The sequence below is a fragment of the Actinomycetospora sp. TBRC 11914 genome (assembly GCF_012933465.1).
GTDB lineage: Bacteria > Actinomycetota > Actinomycetes > Mycobacteriales > Pseudonocardiaceae > Actinomycetospora.
Map to the genome: position 1 here is coordinate 192,246 of NZ_JABBND010000001.1, position 21,274 is coordinate 213,519.

Genomic DNA, 21,274 nt, shown 5'->3' on the forward strand with positions numbered 1-21,274 from the left:
GGGGATTGACCACGGCACGTCCTGCTCGGTACGTCTCGTGGCGTCCACCGATCATGCAGGTCGAAGCCCGGTCGCGGGAGGCTGCTCGATGAAGCCCGATGATGACCAGCTCGACCCCGGTCTCACGGGGCCCCACCTCGACCCGGCCCCCGACCCATGGGGCACGTCCGGCGGGGACCGACCCGCGGGTGTCCGCGTGCTCCGGGTCGGTGCCACCCTCGACGCGGCCGCCGCGGCGCAGCTGCGACGCGAAGCCCGGGGGCTGCTCGCACGCTCCGCCGAGCCGCTGGTGGTCGACCTCACGGCCGTCCGGGCCGTCGACCGCGCCGCCGCCTCCGGCGCGCTCCGGGAACTGGCCTACGAGGCCGGCGACGCGGACGTCGATCTCCGCGTCGTCCGGGATCCGGGCACCGCCGAGGTGACGGGGGCCCTCCTCGACGACGAGACGTTGTTCGAGCTCTTCCCCACCCTGGACGCGGCACTGCGACACCCGGCCGACGCGGGCGGCCCGCAGCAGCGTCGCCACCCCGGCCACCCTCCCGCCGCCGGGGGGAGGTGACCCCGGACGCGACCCGGGGGAACGAGCCACGCCCGTCCTCCCGGGCGGGTCGCGGCCCGGGTGGTGTGACCGGCGGGGCCGATGCCGCCCGCTCGGCGACCGGGCACCGTTCCGGGCAGCGGAGAGCACCACGGACGGAGGCAGCAGGGTGACCAGGAGCGCGAACGGTACGGCGGTCACGGTGTGGTCGCCCGAGGACGACGACGACGAGGACGAGTTCCTGGCGGCCCTGCTGGCGTCGGCCCACGCGATCGCCGGGTGCGAGCGGGTGGCCGACGCGTTGCCCCGGATCGCGGAGGGTGCCGTGGCGGTGGTGCCGGGCGTCCACGACGTCGGCGTCGCGGTCCGCGTGGCCGGCGAGCTGTCCTGCGCGGCGCACACCACGGAGACGGCCGCGGCCGTCGATCGCGCCCAGATCGGCATGGCGGAGGGCCCGTGCCTCGACGCGATCGCGGGCGCGGACACCGTGGTCCTCCTCGACGCGGCCACCGAGACGCGCTGGCCCCGGTTCGTGCCGGAGGCGGTGCGCCACGGTGTCCGGGCCAGCCTCTCGGTGCGTCTCGCCACCGCCGGGCCCGCGGCCGCGCTGAACCTCCACCTGACCCAGCACGCCCTCGGCGACCGGTCGACCCGTCTGCGGACACGGCGCCGTGCACAGCTGTTGGCCGTGTACGCCTCGCTCGCCCTGGCCCGGTCCGATCGGGTGGAGAAGCTGGAGCGGGCGGTCGTCCGGCGTGACGTGATCGGACAGGCCAAGGGGATCCTCATGCGCCACGACGGCCTCGACGCGGAGGAGGCCTTCGAACGCCTGCGGAGCGCCTCCCAGACCACCAACACCAAGCTCTACGACGTCGCGGCGTGGCTCGCCGCCCGCGGGGCCCCCTGATCCGGCGGGACGGCGCCACCGCCGGTTCCTCGGCGCCGGCCCGCCGACCGCCGCCGGGACGTCGTCACCCGTGCAGGGTCAGGCTGGGTGCCCGGCCGTACGCGGCGCGGTACGCGGCGGCGAAGCGGCCCGGGTGGGCGAAACCCCACCGGGCGGCGACGGTGGTGACGGTGTCATCGCCCCGGGGGTCGGCGTCCAGCAGGTCGCGGTGGGCGGCGTCGAGGCGGACCCGGCGCAGGTAGGCCATCGGCGTGGTCTGCAGGTGGCGGGTGAAGGCGTACTGCAGGGCGCGCGGGGTCACGTGCGCGGCGGCGGCGATCTCCGTCAGGGTCATCTCGCGGGCGGGGTCGGTCTCGATGAACGCCACCGCGCGACGCACGGTCTCGGGGTGGGCGTCGTGGCGGTCGGTGGTGGTGGGCTCGCTCAGGGCCGTGTTGGGGAAGGTGTGCAGCACGGCGGCGGCCAGGTGCTGGGCCGCGGTGGCGATCACCAGCGGTGCGCCGGGGTCGCCCAGCACCCCGTCGAGGTGGTCGATGACCCGGCGCAGCCGGGAACCGGCCGCCGGGGTGACCGGATGGTGGTCGAGCAGCCGCACCGGGTGGCGGTCGTCGGCCGGGGCGGCGACCTGGCCGAGCAGGGCGGGGTCGAGCATCGTGATGCCGTAGCGGGCGTGGTTGATCCGGCCCCGGTACGGACGGTCCGGCGGGGCGAACGAGAACACCTGGCCCGGCCCGTAGGTCTCGGCCGGCTGGGCGCCGTCCACCTCGTGGTCGTCGACGGTGCCCGCGCTGATGTCGCACAGGCAGATGTTCCCGAGTGGCTCGACGTCGTAGCTCATGGTGAAGCCGAGCTCGAGGCGGTCCACGCTGACGTTCCCGCCCGCGACGCGGGTGATCCGGGCCGGGGAGCGGCCGCGGTTCCCCGACCCGATCCGCATCGGGGCGTAGTGGGTGCTGAGGAACTCCTCGGTGGGGCCCAGCTGATCACTTTCGAAGACCAGGTCTTCGTGCGGTCGTGGAGTCATGTCGCGATCTCGCCGTCCGGTGTGGCGGTTAGGTGAGGTCGGTCGGGCATGTGGGGTCAGCGTGGCCGTCCGTGCACAGTGTCTTCGTTCTGCGACCCGTGTCCAGTCCGGGGCTTCGTTGCCGGTGCTGCCGCCCGCCGAGGTCGCGCGTACACGTTGACCTTGGAAGTACTACGCTACGTAGTGGGGGCAATCCAATGGGTGGCGATCCAGCTGTGTCCGACCTGGTGTGGAGTGATGGGCAGGTGCGTGTCGAGGTGGAGGGGGCGCTGGCCCGGGAGTACCGGTTCCAGGCCGCGCTGAGCCAGGCACTGGTCGGCGAGAGCCCCGAGCACGGCATCGCCGAGGTCCTCCACGACCACCTCGGCCTCGGAGTGGCCGTGGAAGACCCCTTCGGGCGGGTGCTGGCCCAGGCCGGACCCGACGGCGCCGCGACCCAGCCCCGCCTGACCCGCGCCCAACGCGACCACCTCATCGACGCCGCCCGCCGCGTCGCCGGCCCACTACGGGTCCGCGACCGCCTGGCCAGCCTCGCGGTCTCCCGCGGCACCCTGCTCGGCCTGATCCTGGTCCAGGACCCCGAGCACACCCTCGAACCCGCCGACAAGAAAGACCCCGACACCGACGCCCGCCCCGGCAGCCCCCGCGCCGGCGCCCTGCACGCCATCGGCCTGGCCACCGGCGCCCTCTCGCTGCACCTGCTGCATCGCCACCACCTGGCCCGCACCGAACTCCGCCTGCGCCACGACCTCGTCGAAACCGTCCTGCTCGAATGCGACCCCGACGACCTCGACGCCGAGATCGAACGCCGCATCGGCCGCGCCTCCGCGTTGAGCCACGACCTCACCGGCCCCCACCGCGTCCTGGCCGTCCACCCCCGCCACGGCCGCTGGCCCGGCGACCAAGCCGTCGGCGACCTCATGGAACACGCCGCCCGCACCCTGGACATGTCCTTCCTGGGCACCCTGCGCGGCCAGACCGCCATCCTGGTCTGCGGACCCCCCGCCGCCTGGCTCGCCGGCAGCGGCACCGCCCTCGCCCCCTGGACCGGCGAACCCACCACCACCACCCACGCCGCCACCGGAACCGCCACCCCCGGCACCGGCACCGGCACCGGCTCCGCCACCGACGCGCCGGGCTCGGGCACACCCTGGCAACTCGTCCACGACGCCTTCACCCACGTCCTGCACGACGCCCCCGCCGTCGGGGTCGGCGGCTACGTCGACCGCCCCGAACACCTCCCCCGCTCCTACCGCGAAGCCATGCAAGCCCTCACCGTGCGCACCCGCCAACCCGACCCCACCGGCCTGATCGCCTTCGAAGACCTCGGCCTCTACCGCCTCCTGGCCACCCCCGACGGCCGCCGCCAAGCCGGCGCCTTCGTCCAGGACTGGATCGGCCACCTCCTCGCCTACGACAACGACCGCCGCGCCGGCCTCGTCCACACCCTCGGGATCTACCTCGACCACGGCGGCAACTACGACGCCACCGCCGCCGCCCTACACATCCACCGCTCCACCCTGCGCTACCGCCTCCAACGCATCCGCGAACTCACCGGACACGACCTCACCGACACCGACACCCGCCTCAACCTCCACGTCGCCGTCCGCGCCGCCGTCATCGCCGAACCCCCCCTCCTCCCCGCGGCGGAGTACGTGCCGCCACTGTGAGGACCGCCCCGGAGGCCGCCGGCCTCAGCCCGGGAGACGGCCGCGGACGGCGTCGTACATGGTGAAGGCCTCGGTCAGGCTGGCCGTGTCGAGCCCGGCCGCGAGCGCTTCCGACGGATTGCACAGCTCCACCCGGCACCCTTCGGCGAGCCGGCCGGTACGGACCCGGGCCAGCAACCGGGCCAGACCCGGCACGCAGGTCCGCACCTCGGACAGGTCGACGACCAGCTCGACGGCGCTCAGCTCGCGCACCAGACGCTCGTCGAGCAGGGTCCGGAGCCGCTCGACGACCCCGGTGTCGACCGTGCCGGCCACTGCCAGCGCCAACCGGCCCGTGCCGAACGAGCGGATCGCGATCACCGGCTCGTCCTGGCGCGCGGGGGTGGACGCCACCTCCGCCAACACCCCCAGCGTCGCCTCCAGGCGCCGCCGTTGTTCCCGCATCGATGCCCCCAAGGACGTCTCCGGTCCAGTCGGTCCGCTGCGGGTGCGTCGCCGTCGTGGATCGACAGCGGTTCGGTCCCGGCACCCGCCCGACGAGGTATAGCCGCGACGACGGCACCGGGAGAGGGCCGGCGCGCGATCCCGTACGGCCGGGCGGACACCGCCGCCGCCACACCGGCCCGCGGGGACAAGGTGACTTCCGCGCCGGCCCGTCGCCGAGCGGTCGCCGGTTGCCCTGGGCGGATGGACCGTCGACCACGGTGCTCGGTTTCATCTCCGGTCGTCCCACCGAGCAACGTCGGGTGCCTGCCGCCGGGCGCGCGCGACCGCGAGAGCGAGCCATGGCCCCCGACCGAGACACGTCCGTGCCCGACGACGGGTCCTCGGTGTCGGTCGTGGAGACGGCCTTCGGCACCGTGGTGCGCACCCAGGCCATGGCGGGGTCCGTGGCCGCTGTCCGGCTGCGGCGCGTCGCGCTCCGCCAGCACCGCGAGAGCCTCGTGCTCCTCGACCTCCGAGCCACCCGTGCCGCGGCCCCGGTCGCCGTGACGGCGGTCGCCGACCTCGCGGCGGCCGTGCGGGCGCGCGGGGGCGACCTCCGGGTCGTGCGTTCCCCGCACACACCGCAGGCGATCGTCGGGGCGGCCCGCGCTCCGGTCCACGCCACGCTCGCCGAGGCGTTGGGGTGTCGATCGCGCACCCCGCGTGCGGTGGACCCTCCGACCCGGCCGTCCGATCGCCTCCCCCCGGCGACCGACGGCCGTGGCGGGATGGATCCGGCCGGGCCTCCCCTCACCCCCGGCGCCCCGGTCCGGATCCATCCCGCATCCCTGGACCTCCCCCACCCGCGTCCCCCGGAACAGGACTGATCCGCCGCCCCGTACCCGCAGGACGGAATCGCCCCGCCGGTTTCGCCATCACGGGCCGGTCCGGGGGGTGCGGTCCTTCCGCCACGGTGGGCGGCTCGGGGGCGCGATGCCCCCTGCCCCGCTCCTGGATGGGCGGAGATGCGGACGAGAAGGGGATCCATGGCCGACCTCGAGCAACGACACCGTCCCGCCGCGGCGAGCGGCCGGACCGTGGTGGTCGGTCTGCTCGCCGACCCGGACACCCCCGCGGAGCTCGCGGCGAAGCTGGCCGAGGACCTCCCCGACGAGCTCGCCGCGCATGTCGACCGAGGGGTCACCTGGGACGTCCGCACCATGACCCACCCGGTCACCGCCGAGGTGCAGGACCCCGAGGACGTCCTCGGCGCCGTGGCCGACCAGACCGCCCACACCGACTGGGACATCGGGATCTACCTCACCGACCTCCCGATGCAGCACGGCGAGCGGCCGATCCTGGTCGACGTCGACCACGACCGCTGCGTCGCCGGGCTCTCGCTCCCCGGTTTCGGCCCGATCCTGCAGCACCACAAGGTGCGCCACGCGATCGTCCGGGTGGTCGCCGACCTCATGGGCGTCGCCGACGCCGGGCTCGAGCGCGGGGAGCACCACCCGAGCCGGATCGGCCGCGCGACGGCGGAGCACCTGCAGCCGATCCACGCCCTGCGGGCCCGGGACGGCGCGCACACCCGGCGCTATGTCACCACTCCGTGGCGCGGCCGGGCCCGCCTGCTCGCCGGCATGGTGCGCACCAACCAGCCCTGGCGGCTCGTGGTCGGCATGCGCAGCGCGCTCGCCGCGGTCCTCGGGACCAGCGCCTACCTGACCATCACCTCGACGATCTGGCTGCTGGCCACCCGTCTCGGAACGGGCAAGCTCGTCCTGACCACCGTGATGTCGGTCGCGCTGATGGTCGCGTGGATCATCGGCGCCCACCACCTGTGGGAGCGCGCCCGCGACGAGGGCGAGCGCGAGGAGACCTTCCTGTTCAACGCCTCCACGGTGATCACGCTGAGCATCGGCGTGCTGGTCATGTCGGCGGCGGTCTTCGTGCTCACCCTGCTCGGATCCCTGTTCCTCCTCGAGCCGTCGGTGCTCGGCTACTACCTCGGCCGCCCACCCACGCTCGGCGACCACCTCATGCTCGCCTGGCTGGCGACCGGTCTGGCCACGGTCGCGGGGGCCCTGGGCTCCGGGCTGGACAGCGAGGACGCCGTCCGGCGGGCGGCGTACGGCTACCGCGAGCGCCAGCGCCGCGACCAGATCGGCGAGGACGACGAGGACGAGGGCGCCGGAGAGCGCACCTCGTCCTCGTCGTCCTCGGCGTCCTGACCGCACCGGCGGGCGGGCTCAGACGCGCTCGTCGGTCGAGGGGGTCCGGACCGCGCCCACCCGGCGGGACGCGGCGTCCGGGTGGTCGACGGCGTCCCCGCGGCGGACCTTCGCGGCCACCGCACGGGCCCGCTCGTCCTCCCGCTGCTCGTCCTCCAGCTGCACGTACCCGTCGTCGTCGCCCCCGACGGGCTTCGCCGCGCCTTCGAGGGCCTCCCCGACGACGCGGACCGGCACCGGCAGCGACCGGTGCGTCAGCATGGTGAAGAACGGCACCGCGGCGATGAACGCCGCCAGCGGCGGATCGACCATCCCGAGGGCGACGGCGGCCCCGACCCCGCCGAAATAGCCGATCGAGCGCGGGACGTCGATGAGGACCGGTCCCACCCGGATGCCGAACGTCGTGGATTCGTTGGACACGTCATCTCCTCGGTCGTCGTGGAACGGCGGGGGCGGGCCGAGCCGCGCCGCACCGCGCTACGGCGAGAGGACCACCTTCTCGCAGTCGTCGGCCTTGTCCAGGAAGGTGCGGTAGCCCGTCGGCGCGTCGTCGAGCGACAACCGGTGGGTGATCACGAACGACGGATCGATGTCGCCGTTGCGGACGTGCTCGAGGAGCCGCGGCATGTAGCGGTGCACGTGGCACTGACCGGCGCGCATCGTGAGGTAGCGGTTCATGAACGACCCCATCGGGAACTTGTCGGTGAACCCGCCGTAGACCCCGATGACGGACACGACGCCCCCGTTGGCGCAGCTCGTGACCGCTTCGCGCAGGACGTGCGGTCGTTCGGTCTCCAGCCCCACGGCCTGCTTGGTGCGGTCGTAGGCGTGCAGCGCCCCGACGGCGTGGTGGGCTTCCATCCCCACCGCGTCGATGCACTTGTCCGGCCCGCGCCCGCCGGTCATCTCGGCGAGCGCCTCGGGGACCGACACCTGCTCGTAGTCCAGCGTCTCGGCCCCGGTCTCCTTCGCCAGCCGCAGCCGGTGGTCGATGCGGTCGATCGCGATGACCCTCTCGGCGCCGCGGAGGAAACAGCTCGCGATCGCGAACTGCCCCACGGGGCCGGCACCCCAGACGGCGACGACGTCGCCGGGGCCGACCTCGGCCATCTCCGCCCCCATGTACCCGGTGGGGAAGATGTCGGACAGGAACAGGACCTTCTCGTCGGGGAGGTCGGACTCCACCTTGAGCGCCCCGAAGTCGGCGAACGGCACCCGCGCGTACTCGGCCTGCCCGCCGGGGTAGCCGCCGAGCATGTGGGAGTAGCCGAACAGCGCGGCCGGCGAGTGACCCATCAGCTTCTCGGCGATGCCGGCGTTGGGGTTGGAGTTCTCGCACAGCGAGGTCATGCCGCGCTCGCAGGCCCCGCACACGCCGCAGGCGATCGGGAAGGGGACCACCACGCGGTCCCCGACCGCCAGGTTGCCCACCCCGGGGCCGACCTCGACGACCTCGCCCATGAACTCGTGGCCGAGGACGTCGCCCTCGCGCATCGTCGGGATGAAGCCGTTGTAGAGGTGCAGGTCGGAGCCGCAGATGGCGGTCGAGGTGATCTTCACGATGGCGTCGCGCCGGTTCAGGATCGTCGGGTCGGGAACCTCCCGGACCTCCACCGACCGCTTGCCCGTCCAACAGGTGGCTCGCATGGTCTCTCCTTCGCGGGGTGTGGTCAGGCGACCGGCTGGGCCGGGCGCTGGGTGATCTGTTGGCGGGTGGACTGGCCCGTCGGGCTGCCTTCCGAGCGGACGATCTCGCCGATCTCGAGGACCTGCTTGAAGCGCCGCAGGTCGTCGCGGAGCTGCTGGTTCGGCTCCTCGCCGAGCAGCTTCGCGACGACGGCGCCCGCCTTCCCGCCCGGCGGGCGATAGCGCAGGTCGACCACGACCTCGGTGCCCCGGCCGCCCGCGGCGTCGCGGAACCGCACCGAGCCGGTGTTCGCCACGTCGGCGCCCTCGACCGACCTCCAGGAGATCACCTCGTCCTCGCGGTCCTCCACGATCTCGGCGTCCCAGCGGACCGTCGACCCGGCCGGACCGGTGGCCTCCCAGTGCGAGCGCCCCGTCGGGTCGGTGCGCACCGAGCGCAGGTGGGCCATGAACTCGGGGAGGCGCTCGAGGTCGCGCCAGTGGCGATACGCCTCCGCCCGCGGCCGGTTGACGGTGATGGCGGCGACGGCGCGACACTCGCCCGTCCCGTCGCCGCGCTGCTGGGCCAGGCCGCGGGCGGTCACGACGTCCGCGGCCGTCACCCCGGCGAGCGCCGCGAGGCCGAGCCCGAGACGCGTCGACGACGCTCCCCTCCGGGCGGCACCGACCGCGAGGGTGGCGATGTCGAGCACGTCACCCGCGACCCGGCTCCACACCCAGCCCGCGGTCCGGCGGCTGCCGAGGATCCCCGCGCCGTGGACCAGCTCCCGGGCTCCGTACAGCGCGGTGACGGCCTCGACGGTCGGCCCGCTGTCGCGGATCCCCGCCAGCCGTGCGACCGCGCCGGGCGCGGCGAGCTCCGCCGACCCCAGCGCCAGACTGAAGACCCCCAGCCCGCGCGCGAGGCCCGTCGTGGCGTCCCGCGTCGAGCTCCTCGGCCCTGACGTCCCTGCTCTCATCGCAGGTCCTCCTCTCGTCGGTTCGAGAGGTGGTGCCCGCCCGGCACGCCGCGGGCCGGGGAGGGGGCGAATCTCGTCCTTCGAGGTCGACACCGAGCCCACGAATCCGGTCCGTCGGGTCGTGGCCACCGGGGGTCCGGAGAACCGGGAGCGGCGAGCCGGACACCGGCCGGGCACGCGCCGTGCACCGCTCGTCACCGCATGCGAGCCGCGGGGCCGGGCTCCTGACCGATCAGGTCGATGACCGACCGGGCGTCCGGCGGGCACGGTACCGGGGTGCGCACCGTGCGGTGCCACGACGAACGGAGGTCCCAGGTGACGACGCAGGTGGGGGACGCAGCCGTGGCGGCATGCCGGTCACACCACGAGGACACCGACGAGCCGGACGAGTTCCTGGCGGCCCTGCTGGCGTCGACCCGCGCGATCGCCGGGAGCGAGCGGGTGGCCGACGCGCTGCGCCGGATCGCCGAGGGTGCCGTGGCGGTGGTGCCGGGCGTCCACGACGTCGGCGTCGCGGTGCGCCTGGCGGGCGAGCTGTCCTGCGCGGCGCACACCAGCGAGACGGCGGCGGCCGTCGATCGCGCCCAGATCGGGATGGCGGAGGGCCCGTGCCTCGACGCGATCGCGGGCGCCGACACCGTGGTCCTCCCCGACGCGGCCACCGAGACACGGTGGCCCCGGTTCGTGCCGGAAGCGGTGCGCCACGGCGTGCGGGCGAGCCTGTCGGTGCGCTTGACCGGCGCCCGCCCCGCGGGCGTGGTGAACCTGCACGTCACCCAGCACGCCCTCGACGACCGGGCGGCCCGGTCGGAGGCCCAGCGGTCGGCCAGGATGTTCGTCGCCTACGCCTCGCTCGCACTCGCCGAAACCGACCGGGTCGAGAACCTCCACCGGGCGCTGCTCCGGCGCGATCTGATCGGACAGGCCAAGGGCATCCTCATGCACCGCGACGGGCTGACCGCCGACGAGGCCTTCGACCGCCTGCGGATCGCCTCCCAGACCACCAACACGAAGCTCTACGACGTCGCCGCCTGGCTCGTCGCCCACTGCTCGTGATCCGCAGCCGGTCCTGCGCCGGCCGCCACCACGAGTCGTCCGGCGCCGGAAGATCGGACGCGTGGCCGGGGCCGCCCGGCGGGTAGTCGCGCAGGCATGAGTCGCATCGATCGCCACGGGGCCGGTCCGCGCGTGGGCGACGAAGCCTCGGCCGCCGACCTGGTCCCGAGTGATGGGCAGGCGCGTGTCGAAGTGGAGGGGGCGCTGGCCCGGGAGTACCGGTTCCAGGCCGCGCTGAGCCAGGCACTGGTCGGCGAGAGCCCCGAGCACGGCATCGCCGAGGTCCTCCACGACCACCTCGGGCTCGGGGTGGCCGTGGAAGACCCCTTCGGGCGGGTGCTGGCCCAGGCCGGACCCGACGGCGCCGCGACCCAGCCCCGCCTGACCCGCGCCCAACGCGACCACCTCATCGACGCCGCCCGCCGCGTCTCGGGCCCGCTGCGGGTCCGCGACCGCCTGGCCAGCCTCGCGGTCTCCCGCGGCACCCTGCTCGGCCTGATCCTGGTCCAGGACCCCGAGCACACCCTCGAACCCGCCGACAAGAAAGACCCCGACACCGACGCCCGCCCCGGCAGCCCCCGCGCCGGCGCCCTGCACGCCATCGGCCTGGCCACCGGCGCCCTCTCGCTGCACCTGCTGCATCGCCACCACCTGGCCCGCACCGAACTACGCCTGCGCCACGACCTCGTCGAAACCGTCCTGCTCGAATGCGACCCCGACGACCTCGACGCCGAGATCGAACGCCGCATCGGCCGCGCCTCCGCGTTGAGCCACGACCTCACCGGCCCCCACCGCGTCCTGGCCGTCCACCCCCGCCACGGCCGCTGGCCCGGCGACCAAGCCGTCGGCGACCTCATGGAACACGCCGCCCGCACCCTGGACATGTCCTTCCTGGGCACCCTGCGCGGCCAGACCGCCATCCTGGTCTGCGGACCCCCCGCCGCCTGGCTCGCCGGCAGCGGCACCGCCCTCGCCCCCTGGACCGGCGAACCCACCACCACCACCCACGCCGCCACCGGAACCGCCACCCCCGGCACCGGCACCGGCACCGGCTCCGCCACCGACGCGCCGGGCTCGGGCACACCCTGGCAACTCGTCCACGACGCCTTCACCCACGTCCTGCACGACGCCCCCGCCGTCGGGGTCGGCGGCTACGTCGACCGCCCCGAACACCTCCCCCGCTCCTACCGCGAAGCCATGCAAGCCCTCACCGTGCGCACCCGCCAACCCGACCCCACCGGCCTGATCGCCTTCGAAGACCTCGGCCTCTACCGCCTCCTGGCCACCCCCGACGGCCGCCGCCAAGCCGGCGCCTTCGTCCAGGACTGGATCGGCCACCTCCTCGCCTACGACAACGACCGCCGCGCCGGCCTCGTCCACACCCTCGGGATCTACCTCGACCACGGCGGCAACTACGACGCCACCGCCGCCGCCCTGCACATCCACCGCTCCACCCTGCGCTACCGCCTCCAACGCATCCGCGAACTCACCGGACACGACCTCACCGACACCGACACCCGCCTCAACCTCCACGTCGCCGTCCGCGCCGCCGTCATCGCCGAACCCCCCCTCCTCCCCGCAGGGGGGCAGCTCACGTCCCTGTGAGGCACCCGGCGCAGCCGTCCTCGACCGGCCGGTCGCCGACCGGTCGAGGGTTGCCCTGCGTGGATGGACCGCGGCACCTCGGACTCGGTAGGTCTGGTGGCGTCCACCGAGCCCGGCCGAGGGCTCGCGGTCCGAGGGGGGTGTCCGACGAACACCGACGACGACCAGTGCCGTCCGACGGGGGTCCGCGTGCTCGGCGCCCGCACCACTGTCGACGCACCCGCCGCGGCCGAGCTGCGGCGCGAGGCCAAGGCCCTGCTCGCCCGCTCCGCCGACCCGCTGGTGGTCGACCTGACCGGCGTCCGCGCCGCCGAGCCCGCGGCCCGCGGCGTGATCCGCGAACTGGCCTACGAGGCCGGCGACGCGGACATCGATCTCCGCGTCGCCCGGGATCCGGGTGCACCCGAGGTGACGCGCCCCCTCCTCGGTGACGAGACCCTGTTCGAGATCTTCCCCTCGGTCGACGCCGCCCTGCGACGCCGGGCCGACGCGGGGACCGTCGTGGGCTGGCGCTGATCACCCCGAGGGAGGCCCGCCGACGGGCCCGATCTCGGGCCGCCGCCAGAGCTCCCAGCCGGTCTGTGCCGCACAGACGACCGCCAGCGCCGCGAGCGTGGCCAGCGCGGGTACGACCACGGCGAGCGCGATGACCGCCGCCGAAGCCGCCCCGGCGAGCAACCGGTCGGTGGCCAACTGGTGGTGGTCCCGCCAGCGGTAGCCGACGTCGGCGACGAAGAACAGCGCGACCCCGCCGGCCAGCGCCAGTGCGGGCAGCAGCGGCAGGGACCGGTCCACCCCCTCGACCGCCTCGTGCACCCCGAGCGCGAAGAACACGATCCCGGCCACCAGCGGCAGGTGCAGGTAGCTGTAGGAGTCACGCGCCAGCCGCGCCCGATCGTGGCCCTCGGCGCCCTGCAACCGGCGCTGCGCACCGGTGCGGATGTAGCCGAAGTAGGACCACCACAACCCGGCCGCGATCAACACGGCGAGCACGACCCCGACGAGCACGCCGGGCCGAGCGAGGTTCGCCTGGGCCCCGGCACCGACCTCCACGATCGCCTCGCCCAAGGCGATGATGACGACCTGACCGTGCCGTTCGACGAAGTACGACGGCGCCACCTGCCACCCCGCAGTGCCGACCAGGAGCGGCCCGGAGAAGTCGATGACGGCAGCCAGGACCCAGAGCAGCTCCCGGTACGGCGACTCGACGAACGCGGCGGCCACCAGCAACGCCGGCCCGGTCAGCAGAGTGGGAACCAACCGCAACGCGGCCGAACCCACGCCGGCCTCGCCGCGCACACCCAGTGCCAGGAGCGCGACGTGGATCAGCCGGACGGCCAGGAACGCCAGCCCGAACACCCACGCCCGCGTGCCGAACGCCTGCGGCAGGGCAACGGCGGCCACCAGCATCGCCGCCATCGCCAGGAAGATCAGCGTTCGGGGAAGCGGTCCGGCGTGGGCGCTGGTGTTCGTCAGCCAGGCGTAGCAGACCCAGGCCCACCACACCGCGGTCAACGCGAGCAGCCCGTGCCCGAAACCCGCCCACGACACGTCCGCCAGGACCAGGGCCGTGACCTGGGACATCGCGTAGACGAACACGAGGTCGAAGAACAGCTCCAGCGTGCCGACCGACCGGTCCTCCGCCTCGCCCTGCGCATGCTCGGCGGACGGCACCGTCGCCTGTTCCTCGCTCACTCCCGCCCCGGAGATTCACACGACGAAGTCGTCGAGGGTCATCGGCACCGACCGCATCCGGACGCCGGTCGCGTGGTGGGCGGCGTTGGCGATGGCGGCCGCGGCGCCCACGATCCCGATCTCCCCGATGCCCTTGCACCCCATCGGGTTGACGTAGGGGTCCTCCTCGTCGATCCACTCCGCCTCCATCACCCCGACGTCGGCGTGCGCGGTGACGTGGTAGTTCGCCAGGTCGTGGTTGATCACGTGACCGGAGCGCGGGTCGAGCACGCTCTCTTCGTGCAGGGCCATCGACAGGCCCATGGTCATCCCGCCCAGGAGCTGCGAGCGGGCCGTGTCGGGGTTGAGGATCCGCCCGGCCGCGAACACGCCCAGCATCCGCGGCACCCGGACCTCGCCGGTGTCGGCGTGCACCGCCACCTCCGCGAAGTGCGCTCCGTACGCCGACATGGCATAGCGCCCGGAGTAGGGGTTGTCGGGCATGGAGCCGTCGGCCTGCGCGCCGTCGGAGGGATCGTCGCCCCACTTGTCGCGGAAGCGGTCCGCGGCGTCGGCGATCGTCGCGCCCCAGGACGCCGTCCCGCTCGAGCCCCCGGCGGTCGTCGCGGGCGGCAACGCGGTGTCCCCGATGGCCACGTGCACGGTCTCCGGGCGCACCCCGAGCGCGTCGGCGGCGATCTGGGTGAGGACCGTGCGGGCCCCGGTGCCGATGTCGGCCGCGGCGATCTCGACCTCGTAGCGTCCGGCGGCGCCGAGCGCGGGGTCCAGCGACGGGTCGACGTGGAAGCGGATCACCGCCGAGGAACCGGGCATGCTGTTCGTCGGGTAGCTCGACGCGGCGACGCCGGTGCCGATCCACCAGCCGTCGACCAGCCGGGCCCGCGGTCGCGGGTCGCGCAGCCGCCAGGCGAACCGGTCGGCGCCGCGGCGCAGGCAGTCCACGAGGTGGCGGCTGGAGAACGGCAGCCCCGACGCGGGGCTGACCGCCGGCTCGTTGCGGATCCGCAGTTCCACCGGGTCGATCCCGGTGGCGACGGCGAGCTCGTCCATCGCCACCTCGGCGGCGAAGCTGCCCGGCGCCTCTCCCGGCGCCCGCATCCACGAGGGGACACCGACGTCGAGGGGCACCAGACGGTGCGAGGTGCGCCGGTTCTGCGTGGCGTACATCGAGCGGCTGTAGACCGCGGTCTGCTCGGCGAACTCCTTGAACCGCGCGGTCTGCTCGACGACGTCGTGGACGATCGCGGTGAGCCGCCCGTCCGCCTCGGCCCCCAGGGTGACGTGCTGGATCGTCGGCGTCCGGTAGCCGACGAGGTCGAACATCTGCTGCCGGGTCAGCGCGTACTTGACCGGCCGGCCGGGAACGGCCCTCGCCGCGAGGGCGGCGAGCACGGTGTTGGCGTGCGGGGTGCCCTTGGAGCCGAAGCCGCCCCCCACGTGCGGGGAGATGACGTCGACCGACCCCGTCTCCAGCCCGAGGACACCGGCGACGGCCGTGCGGACCGCGGAGACACCCTGGGTGGACTCGAACAGGGTCAGCCGACCGTCCTCGGCGTCCCACGTCGCGACCGTGGTGTGCGGCTCCATCGGGTTGTTGTGGGTCATCGCCGTCGTGTACGTCTGCCGGACCGTGACCGGCGCCGACTCGAGCGCCGCTTCCGGGTCGCCCACGGTCTCGTCGGTCTCGAAGCTCGGGTTGACCACGTCGGGGGCGTAGAGATCGGGCGAGTCCTCGTCGAGCTCGACGTGGTGGTCCTGCTGGTCGTAGGTGACCTCGACGAGCTCGGCCGCCTCCCGGGCGGTCTCGGAGCGCTCGGCGAGCACGGCGGCCACGTACTGTCCGCGGAAAGCGACCGTATCGTCCTGCAGCACCGCGAACTCGGCGTCCGAGGTGTCCGCGAGGCGGGGCGCGTTCTCGTGGGTGAGGACGGCGACCACGCCGTCGAGGGCTTCCGCCGTGCTCGTGTCGATCGCCGTGACCCGCCCGCGGGCGATCGTCGACTGCACCGGGTGCAGGTAGAGCGGCCCGACGACCGGGTGCTCGAAGGCGTACCGGGCGGTGCCCGCGACCTTCTGCCCGCCCTCGATGCGGGGCAGCGCTCTCCCCATGGCGTCCGGCGTGAGAGTCATCCGGGCTCCTCGGTCGGATCGGTGGACGGGTCGTGGGCGAGGGTGCGCAGGGCCGCGGCGAGCGTGCCCGCGACCAGCGGGACCTTGAAGGCGTTGCCGCCGACGGCGGACTCGATCGGCCGCGCCCCGGCGGTCTCGGCCGCGGCGGCGGCGCGGAACGCCTCGTCCGTGGCCGGGCCGCCGCGCAGGGCGTCCTCGGCGCGGGTGGCGCGCCACGGCGTGTGCGCGACGCCGCCGAGCGCGATCCGCACGTCCGCCACGACGGGCCCGTCCGGGCCGTCCACGACCTCCATCGCCGCGGCCACCGACACCAGCGCGAACGCGTAGGAGGCCCGGTCGCGGACCTTGCGGTACGTGGAGCTGGTGGCGATCGGCGCGGCGGGCAGGTCGACGGCGGTGATCAGCTCGCCGTGGCGCAGGACGGTGTCGCGGGTCGGGTCGTCGCCGGGCAGCCGGTGGAACTCCTCGAGCGGGATCGTGCGCTCGCCGTCCGGGCCGAGGACCTGCACCTGCGCGTCGAGCACGGCCATCGCGACGGCCATGTCCGAGGGGTGGGTGGCGACGCACGCCTGGCCCGCCGGCTCGTGGGTGGCCCCGAGGATCGCGTGGTAGCGCGCCCAGCCGCCGATCGCCGAGCAGCCGCTCCCCGGCTCGCGCTTGTTGCACGGGGTCGTCCGGTCCCCGAAGTAGGCGCAGCGGGTGCGCTGGAGCAGGTTGCCGCCGGTGGTGGCCATGTTCCGCAGCTGGCCCGACGCCCCCTGGAGCAGTGCCTCGGCGAGCACCGGGTACTCGGCGCGCACCCGGCCGTGCGCGGCGAGGTCGGAGTTGCGCACCGCGGCGCCGATCCGCAGACCGCCGTCGGTGTCCCCGTGGGCCGGTGGGAGGTCGTCGATCCGGTCCGAGGTCAGGGAGGTGACGTCGACCAGCGTCGTCGGCGACGCGATGCCGAGCTTGAGGTGGTCGACGAGGTTGGTACCGCCGGCGAGGAACGCGGCGTCCGGGTCCCCGGCCACGAGATCGACGGCGCCCGCGGCATCGTCCGGGCGGGCGTAGGTGAACGGTTTCATCGCGCGGTCTCCCCCGCGTGGACCCGCTCGATGGCGGTGACGATGTTGACGTAGGCCGCGCAGCGGCAGAGGTTCCCGCTCATCCGCTCCGCGATCTCGGTGCGGTCCAGCGTCGGCGGGGCGGCGACGTCGCCGGACACCGCGCTGGGGTGCCCGGCGGCGGCCTCGTCGAGCATGCCGACCGCGGAGCAGATCTGGCCGGGGGTGCAGTACCCGCACTGGTAGGCGTCGGCCTCCAGGAACGCGACCTGCACGGCGTGCCGCTCGCCCTCGGGCGCGAGCCCCTCGGCGGTGGTGATCTCGTCGCCGTCGTGGGCGACCGCGAGCGAGAGGCAGGCCAGCACCCGGCGCCCGTTGCACAGCACGGTGCAGGACCCGCACTGCCCGTGGTCGCACCCCTTCTTCGGGCTGGTGGCGTCGAGGTGCTCGCGCAGCGCGTCGAGCACGGTGGTCCGCGTGTCGACGGTCAACGTCGTCGGCCGCCCGTCGACGACGAGGGTGAGGGTGGCGTCCACATCGGTCTCCTTCCATCGACGTCGTTCGCGGGGGTCGTCACGACGACAGCTGCTGGTCAGGGGCGGAAGACCGCGCGGACGCAGCCGTCCTCCTTGTTCTTGAACAGGTCGTAGCCGCGGGGCCCCTCGTCCAACGACATGACGTGGGTGGCCAGGTGGCTCGTGGTGATCTCCCCGCGGGCGATCCGGTCGAGCAGCATGGGGACGTAGCGCTGACCGTGCTGCTGGGCGCCCCGGAGGGTCAGGCCCTTGTTCATCAGCGCCCCGAGCGGGAACTTGTCGACCAGCCCGGCGAACACCCCGAGGGTGAACACCGACCCGCCCTTGCGGCAGGCCATGATCGCCTCACGGATCGCGGGGGGCCGGTCGTTCTCCAGGCGCAGCTGCTGCTTGACCTTGTCGTAGAGGTACTCCGGGCCGTAGGTGTGGGCTTCCTGGCCGACGGCCTCGATGCACACGTCGGGACCCCGACCGCCGGTGCGCTCCCGCAGCTCGGCGCCGACGTCCGTCGTGCTGTAGTCGAGGGTCTCCGCGCCGACGTGCGTCTGCGCCATGGCCAGTCGCTCGGGCAGGCGGTCGATGACGATCACCTGCTCGGCGCCGAGGAGCGTGGCCGCGCGGGCGGCCATCTGCCCGACCCCTCCGGCGCCCCACACCGCGACCGTGTCACCCGGACCGACGCCGCCGAGGTGCGCGCCCATCCAGCCGGTCGGGACGCCGTCGGAGGCGAACAGGGCCGTCAGGTCGTCGACCCCCTCGGGGACGGTGAACGCCCCCTGATCGGCGAACGGGACCCGCACGTACTCGGCGTGGCTGCCCATGAAGCCGCCCATGGCGTGGGAGTAGCCGAAGATGCCGCCGGGATCCTGGCCCCACAGGGCCTGGGTGATGCCGGGGTTGGTGTTGGTGTTGTCGCACAGCGACCACAGGTCGTGGTCGCAGTACCAGCAGCTGCCGCAGCCGATGAACGAGACCACCACCACCCGGTCCCCGACCTGGTGGTTCGTGACCTCGGGCCCGACCTCGACGATCTCGCCCATGAACTCGTGCCCGATCACGTCGCCGGCCTCCATGGCCGGGATGTAGCCGTCGAGCAGGTGCAGGTCCGACCCGCAGGACGTGGTGTACCGGACCTTGACGATCACGTCGTGGGCGTTCTGGATCCGTGGGTCGGGGACGCGTTCGACGGCGAGCTTGTTGACGCCTTCCCAGCACAGGGCCTTCACAGTCGCCCCTCTCCCCACGCCCGCGCGGTGACCGCGCGCAGCACCTGTCCGGCCGGTCCGGGGTGGCTCGACCCCGGCCGGGACGGTTCGACGACCTCGCCGCACTCGAGGATCGACTTGGTCTCGCGCAGCGCCGCGCGCAGCGCCCGCCGCAGGTCGGCCGAGCCACCGTCGGACGCCGTCGGACGGGCCCCGAGCTCCGTGCCCTTGTCACCGGGCGCCGGGCGCACGGTCACCTCGATCTCGTCGCGCATCCGGCTCAGCGGGCCGGGCGCGTCCACATGGGTCCGCACGTCGTCGCGCTGCCGGTAGACCGTGACGACCAACCACCGGCCCGGACGAGCGGCCTCCTCGGACGTGGGCTGGTCGGTGAACCCGACCAACCCCCGGACGGTGCCGACGACGCGGTCGGCCCACGTCGTCGGCTCGGCCAGGACTCTGCTCATCGGTTCTCCTCTCGGGGGCCGGCCCGGAGATCGGCGCCGGCCTGGTCCGCGACGACGCGGCCGCCACCAAGGCCCCCCGAGGGGCGTGGTGGCGGCCGCGTCGTCGACGGTGCGGGCCTCGGTCAGGTCGAGCGTGTCGAGGCGGCCCGCGGTGCCTCCGGCGGCCGGCTCAGCCGGTCTGGTTCGGGTGCAGGACGACCTTGGTCCAGCCGTCCTCGCGAGCGTCGAAGTGCTTGTAGGCCTCCGGCGCCTCGTCCAGCGACAGGTCGTGGGAGACGATCCAGGAGGGCTGGACCTTGTCGGCGGCGATGAGGTTGCGCAGGTGGCGGTTGTAGCGCTTGATCGGCGCCTGCCCGGTGCCCATCTGCTGGCCCTTGAACCAGAAGTTGCCGAAGTCGAAGCGGGCCTTGCCCTGCTGGGCCAGCTCGTCCGGGGCGCCGGGGTCCTGCGGGACGAACACCCCGACGGTGCCGATGCCGCCGGTGAACCGCACCGAGGCGACCAGCTTGTTCAGCGTGTCGGCGTTGTCCTCGTGGCCCTGCGGGTCGTGCGCCTGGTAGCCCACGCACTCGCAGCCGCGGTCGGCGCCCCGGCCCTTGGTCAGGTCCATCACCTGATCGACGGGCGAGGCCTTCGAGTCGTCGATCGGGGTGGCGCCGATCTGCTCGGCCAGCCGCAGCCGGTCGGGGTGGCGGTCGACCACCATCACCTGCGCGGCCCCCTTGGTGATCGCCGAGAGCGCCGCCATCTGCCCGACCGGGCCGCCGCCGTAGATGACGATGCTCTCCCCGGGCTTCAGCCCGGACATCTCCGTCGCGTGCCACCCGGTGGGGAAGATGTCGGAGAGCATGACGTAGTCGTCCTGCTTGTCGCGCGCGTCCTCGGGCAGACGCAGGCACTGGAAATCGCCCCACGGCACCCGCAGGTACTCCGCCTGCCCCCCGGGCCAGGGCCCCATGTCCGCGAACCCGTACGCCGCGCCGGCCAGCCCCGGCTCGTTGGCCCGCAGGCAGTAGTTGGTCAGGCCGTGCTCGCAGTTCTCGCAGTGCCCGCAGCTGACGTTGAACGGCGCGGAGACCATGTCTCCCACCGCGATCTTGTCCACCGCGTCACCGACCTCGACGACCTCGCCGAGGTTCTCGTGACCGAAGATGCGGCCCTGCTCGAAATCGGTGCGCCCCTCGTACATGTGCAGATCGGAACCGCAGATGTTCGTCGAGGTGATCCGTACCAGGACGTCGGTGGGCTTCTCGATCCGCGCGTCGGGAACCTCGTCGACGCTCACCTGGTGCGGACCGTGGTAGACGACTGCCTTCATGCTCGTGTCCTTCCTCTTGCGGAGATGGCGGGTCAGGCGCTGACCGCGGGCGACTTCGCGAACTGCTCGACGACCGCGGCGCAGAACGCGGCCATGTCCTGCGGACCCCGGCTGGTCGTGAACTGGCCGTCGACGCAGACCTCCTCGTCGACGACCTCGGCACCGGCGTTGCGCAGGTCGGTGCGGATGCTCGGCCACGAGGTCAGCCGCTTCCCGCGCACGCAGTCGGCCTCCGCGAGCGTCCAGGGGCCGTGACAGATCGACGCGACCGGCTTCCCGGACTCGACGAACGAGCGCACGAACCCGACCGCGTCGGAACTGGTACGCAGCTGATCGGGGTTCATCGTGCCCCCGGGCAGCAGCAGCGCGTCGTAGTCGTCCACCGAGGCCTGGCCGACCTGGCGGTCCACCGAGAACGTGCCGGCCGGGTCGAGGTCCATCTGCCGGGCGGCGATCTCGCCGTCGTGGAGCGACAACAGCTCGGTCCGGGCGCCCGCGCCGTAGAGCGCGCCGCGCGGCGCTTCGAGCTCCACCCGCTCGACGCCGTCGGTGGCGAGGATCGCGACGGTGACGCCTCGTAGCTCGTCTGCCATGGAGTTCCCTCCTCGGGAGTGACACGGGAATGGCCGGCGAGGGATGGCCGTCACGACGCCCCCGCAGCGGGCGGTCGCGCGATCCCGTATCGCCGGGCGGACACCGCCGTCGCGATATCGGCCCGTGGGGCCGAAGTGGGTTTCCGCGCCGCGCGCACCGGGCGTCCGGCCGGCCGTGGCGGGCTCGTCCCCCGGGGCGGGTCGCCACCGCGTGGATG

Annotated in this window: 21 protein-coding genes; 8 read left to right on the forward strand and 13 right to left on the reverse strand. The window is 73.9% G+C overall.

Translation table 11 applies throughout. The annotated features are described in order from the left end of the window. The first annotated feature begins 88 nt into the window (after positions 1-88). Both HH311_RS00860 and HH311_RS33010 read left to right on the forward strand, forming a co-directional pair. On the forward strand, positions 89-559 hold the full coding sequence (locus HH311_RS00860; protein WP_169181705.1) for an STAS domain-containing protein: 471 nt from the start codon (positions 89-91) through the stop codon (positions 557-559). Positions 560-707: 148 nt separating this feature from the next. Further along, positions 708-1,445 carry an ANTAR domain-containing protein gene (locus tag HH311_RS33010; RefSeq protein WP_169181706.1) on the forward strand — a complete coding sequence of 246 codons (738 nt, stop codon included), beginning with the start codon at positions 708-710 and terminating at the stop codon, positions 1,443-1,445. 64 nt (positions 1,446-1,509) lie between these two features. Here the strand turns inward: HH311_RS33010 and HH311_RS00870 are convergent, their stop codons facing one another. Then, the gene (locus tag HH311_RS00870) at positions 1,510-2,469 is read right to left on the reverse strand and encodes a helix-turn-helix transcriptional regulator (RefSeq protein ID WP_169181707.1); all 960 of its coding nucleotides are present in this window, start codon (positions 2,467-2,469) and stop codon (positions 1,510-1,512) included. A gap of 245 nt (positions 2,470-2,714) precedes the next feature. Here HH311_RS00870 and HH311_RS00875 point away from each other — a divergent pair, with 245 nt between their 5' ends. Then, entirely contained in the window at positions 2,715-4,139 is a 1,425-nt protein-coding gene (locus HH311_RS00875; protein WP_312029858.1) for a helix-turn-helix domain-containing protein, read from the forward strand. Between the two features lie 24 nt (positions 4,140-4,163). On the opposite strand, the gene HH311_RS00880 is transcribed toward HH311_RS00875, so the two are convergent. Next, complete coding sequence (locus HH311_RS00880) at positions 4,164-4,532, reverse strand: STAS domain-containing protein (RefSeq protein WP_169181709.1); 369 nt, start codon at positions 4,530-4,532, stop codon at positions 4,164-4,166. A 392-nt stretch (positions 4,533-4,924) separates the two neighbouring features. Here HH311_RS00880 and HH311_RS00885 point away from each other — a divergent pair, with 392 nt between their 5' ends. Both HH311_RS00885 and HH311_RS00890 read left to right on the forward strand, forming a co-directional pair. Then, positions 4,925-5,452, forward strand: coding sequence for a hypothetical protein (locus HH311_RS00885; protein WP_169181710.1), 528 nt, complete (start codon positions 4,925-4,927; stop codon positions 5,450-5,452). A 159-nt stretch (positions 5,453-5,611) separates the two neighbouring features. Next, positions 5,612-6,799 (forward strand): hypothetical protein, encoded by a 1,188-nt coding sequence (locus HH311_RS00890; RefSeq protein WP_169181711.1) that lies wholly within the window; start codon positions 5,612-5,614, stop codon positions 6,797-6,799. 18 nt (positions 6,800-6,817) lie between these two features. On the opposite strand, the gene HH311_RS00895 is transcribed toward HH311_RS00890, so the two are convergent. Genes HH311_RS00895 through HH311_RS00905 form a run of 3 tightly spaced genes read right to left on the reverse strand, consistent with a single transcriptional unit; the run spans position 6,818 to position 9,405 of the window. Further along, complete coding sequence (locus HH311_RS00895) at positions 6,818-7,219, reverse strand: hypothetical protein (protein WP_169181712.1); 402 nt, start codon at positions 7,217-7,219, stop codon at positions 6,818-6,820. A gap of 57 nt (positions 7,220-7,276) precedes the next feature. After that, a complete protein-coding gene (locus HH311_RS00900) occupies positions 7,277-8,446 on the reverse strand; it encodes a zinc-dependent alcohol dehydrogenase (protein ID WP_169181713.1) in 1,170 nt (389 codons plus the stop codon). Between the two features lie 23 nt (positions 8,447-8,469). After that, positions 8,470-9,405, reverse strand: a complete 936-nt coding sequence (locus HH311_RS00905) for an SRPBCC family protein (protein ID WP_169181714.1) — start codon at positions 9,403-9,405, stop codon at positions 8,470-8,472. 315 nt (positions 9,406-9,720) lie between these two features. Here HH311_RS00905 and HH311_RS33015 point away from each other — a divergent pair, with 315 nt between their 5' ends. The 3 genes from HH311_RS33015 to HH311_RS00920 all read left to right on the forward strand — a co-directional run bounded on the left by HH311_RS33015 (position 9,721) and on the right by HH311_RS00920 (position 12,582). Next, positions 9,721-10,461, forward strand: a complete 741-nt coding sequence (locus tag HH311_RS33015) for an ANTAR domain-containing protein (RefSeq protein WP_169181715.1) — start codon at positions 9,721-9,723, stop codon at positions 10,459-10,461. A 132-nt stretch (positions 10,462-10,593) separates the two neighbouring features. Beyond that, the gene (locus HH311_RS00915; protein WP_312029859.1) at positions 10,594-12,066 is read left to right on the forward strand and encodes a helix-turn-helix domain-containing protein; all 1,473 of its coding nucleotides are present in this window, start codon (positions 10,594-10,596) and stop codon (positions 12,064-12,066) included. A 63-nt stretch (positions 12,067-12,129) separates the two neighbouring features. Then, positions 12,130-12,582 carry a hypothetical protein gene (locus HH311_RS00920; RefSeq protein ID WP_169181717.1) on the forward strand — a complete coding sequence of 151 codons (453 nt, stop codon included), beginning with the start codon at positions 12,130-12,132 and terminating at the stop codon, positions 12,580-12,582. Here HH311_RS00920 and HH311_RS00925 read toward each other — a convergent pair whose 3' ends face one another. The 8 genes from HH311_RS00925 to HH311_RS00960 all read right to left on the reverse strand — a co-directional run bounded on the left by HH311_RS00925 (position 12,583) and on the right by HH311_RS00960 (position 21,056). Next, positions 12,583-13,761, reverse strand: a complete 1,179-nt coding sequence (locus HH311_RS00925) for a low temperature requirement protein A (protein ID WP_211189457.1) — start codon at positions 13,759-13,761, stop codon at positions 12,583-12,585. A 15-nt stretch (positions 13,762-13,776) separates the two neighbouring features. Further along, entirely contained in the window at positions 13,777-15,891 is a 2,115-nt protein-coding gene (locus HH311_RS00930) for a xanthine dehydrogenase family protein molybdopterin-binding subunit (protein WP_169181718.1), read from the reverse strand. After that, positions 15,888-16,958 (reverse strand): xanthine dehydrogenase family protein subunit M, encoded by a 1,071-nt coding sequence (locus HH311_RS00935; RefSeq protein ID WP_169181719.1) that lies wholly within the window; start codon positions 16,956-16,958, stop codon positions 15,888-15,890. Before HH311_RS00935 ends, HH311_RS00930 begins: the two co-directional genes overlap by 4 nt. Next, complete coding sequence (locus HH311_RS00940; protein ID WP_169181720.1) at positions 16,955-17,473, reverse strand: 2Fe-2S iron-sulfur cluster-binding protein; 519 nt, start codon at positions 17,471-17,473, stop codon at positions 16,955-16,957. Before HH311_RS00940 ends, HH311_RS00935 begins: the two co-directional genes overlap by 4 nt. Positions 17,474-17,529: 56 nt before the next feature. Then, positions 17,530-18,699, reverse strand: coding sequence for a zinc-dependent alcohol dehydrogenase (locus tag HH311_RS00945; protein ID WP_169181721.1), 1,170 nt, complete (start codon positions 18,697-18,699; stop codon positions 17,530-17,532). Beyond that, the gene (locus tag HH311_RS00950; protein ID WP_169181722.1) at positions 18,696-19,145 is read right to left on the reverse strand and encodes a hypothetical protein; all 450 of its coding nucleotides are present in this window, start codon (positions 19,143-19,145) and stop codon (positions 18,696-18,698) included. The genes HH311_RS00945 and HH311_RS00950 overlap by 4 nt, the downstream gene beginning before the upstream one ends. A 169-nt stretch (positions 19,146-19,314) precedes the next feature. Continuing rightward, positions 19,315-20,463, reverse strand: coding sequence for a glutathione-independent formaldehyde dehydrogenase (locus HH311_RS00955; RefSeq protein ID WP_169181723.1), 1,149 nt, complete (start codon positions 20,461-20,463; stop codon positions 19,315-19,317). A gap of 32 nt (positions 20,464-20,495) precedes the next feature. Further along, positions 20,496-21,056 carry a type 1 glutamine amidotransferase domain-containing protein gene (locus HH311_RS00960; protein WP_169181724.1) on the reverse strand — a complete coding sequence of 187 codons (561 nt, stop codon included), beginning with the start codon at positions 21,054-21,056 and terminating at the stop codon, positions 20,496-20,498. Positions 21,057-21,274 lie beyond the last annotated feature (218 nt).

Coding starts and splice junctions, on each gene's coding strand:
- HH311_RS00935 (WP_169181719.1), bottom strand. CDS start 16,958: ATGAAACCGTTCACCTACGCCCGCCCGGACGATGCCGCGGGCGCCGTC.
- HH311_RS00950 (WP_169181722.1), bottom strand. CDS start 19,145: ATGAGCAGAGTCCTGGCCGAGCCGACGACGTGGGCCGACCGCGTCGTC.
- HH311_RS00930 (WP_169181718.1), bottom strand. CDS start 15,891: ATGACTCTCACGCCGGACGCCATGGGGAGAGCGCTGCCCCGCATCGAG.
- HH311_RS00890 (WP_169181711.1), top strand. CDS start 5,612: ATGGCCGACCTCGAGCAACGACACCGTCCCGCCGCGGCGAGCGGCCGG.
- HH311_RS00860 (WP_169181705.1), top strand. CDS start 89: ATGAAGCCCGATGATGACCAGCTCGACCCCGGTCTCACGGGGCCCCAC.
- HH311_RS00905 (WP_169181714.1), bottom strand. CDS start 9,405: ATGAGAGCAGGGACGTCAGGGCCGAGGAGCTCGACGCGGGACGCCACG.
- HH311_RS00870 (WP_169181707.1), bottom strand. CDS start 2,469: ATGACTCCACGACCGCACGAAGACCTGGTCTTCGAAAGTGATCAGCTG.
- HH311_RS00955 (WP_169181723.1), bottom strand. CDS start 20,463: ATGAAGGCAGTCGTCTACCACGGTCCGCACCAGGTGAGCGTCGACGAG.
- HH311_RS00960 (WP_169181724.1), bottom strand. CDS start 21,056: ATGGCAGACGAGCTACGAGGCGTCACCGTCGCGATCCTCGCCACCGAC.
- HH311_RS00885 (WP_169181710.1), top strand. CDS start 4,925: ATGGCCCCCGACCGAGACACGTCCGTGCCCGACGACGGGTCCTCGGTG.
- HH311_RS00900 (WP_169181713.1), bottom strand. CDS start 8,446: ATGCGAGCCACCTGTTGGACGGGCAAGCGGTCGGTGGAGGTCCGGGAG.
- HH311_RS00920 (WP_169181717.1), top strand. CDS start 12,130: ATGGACCGCGGCACCTCGGACTCGGTAGGTCTGGTGGCGTCCACCGAG.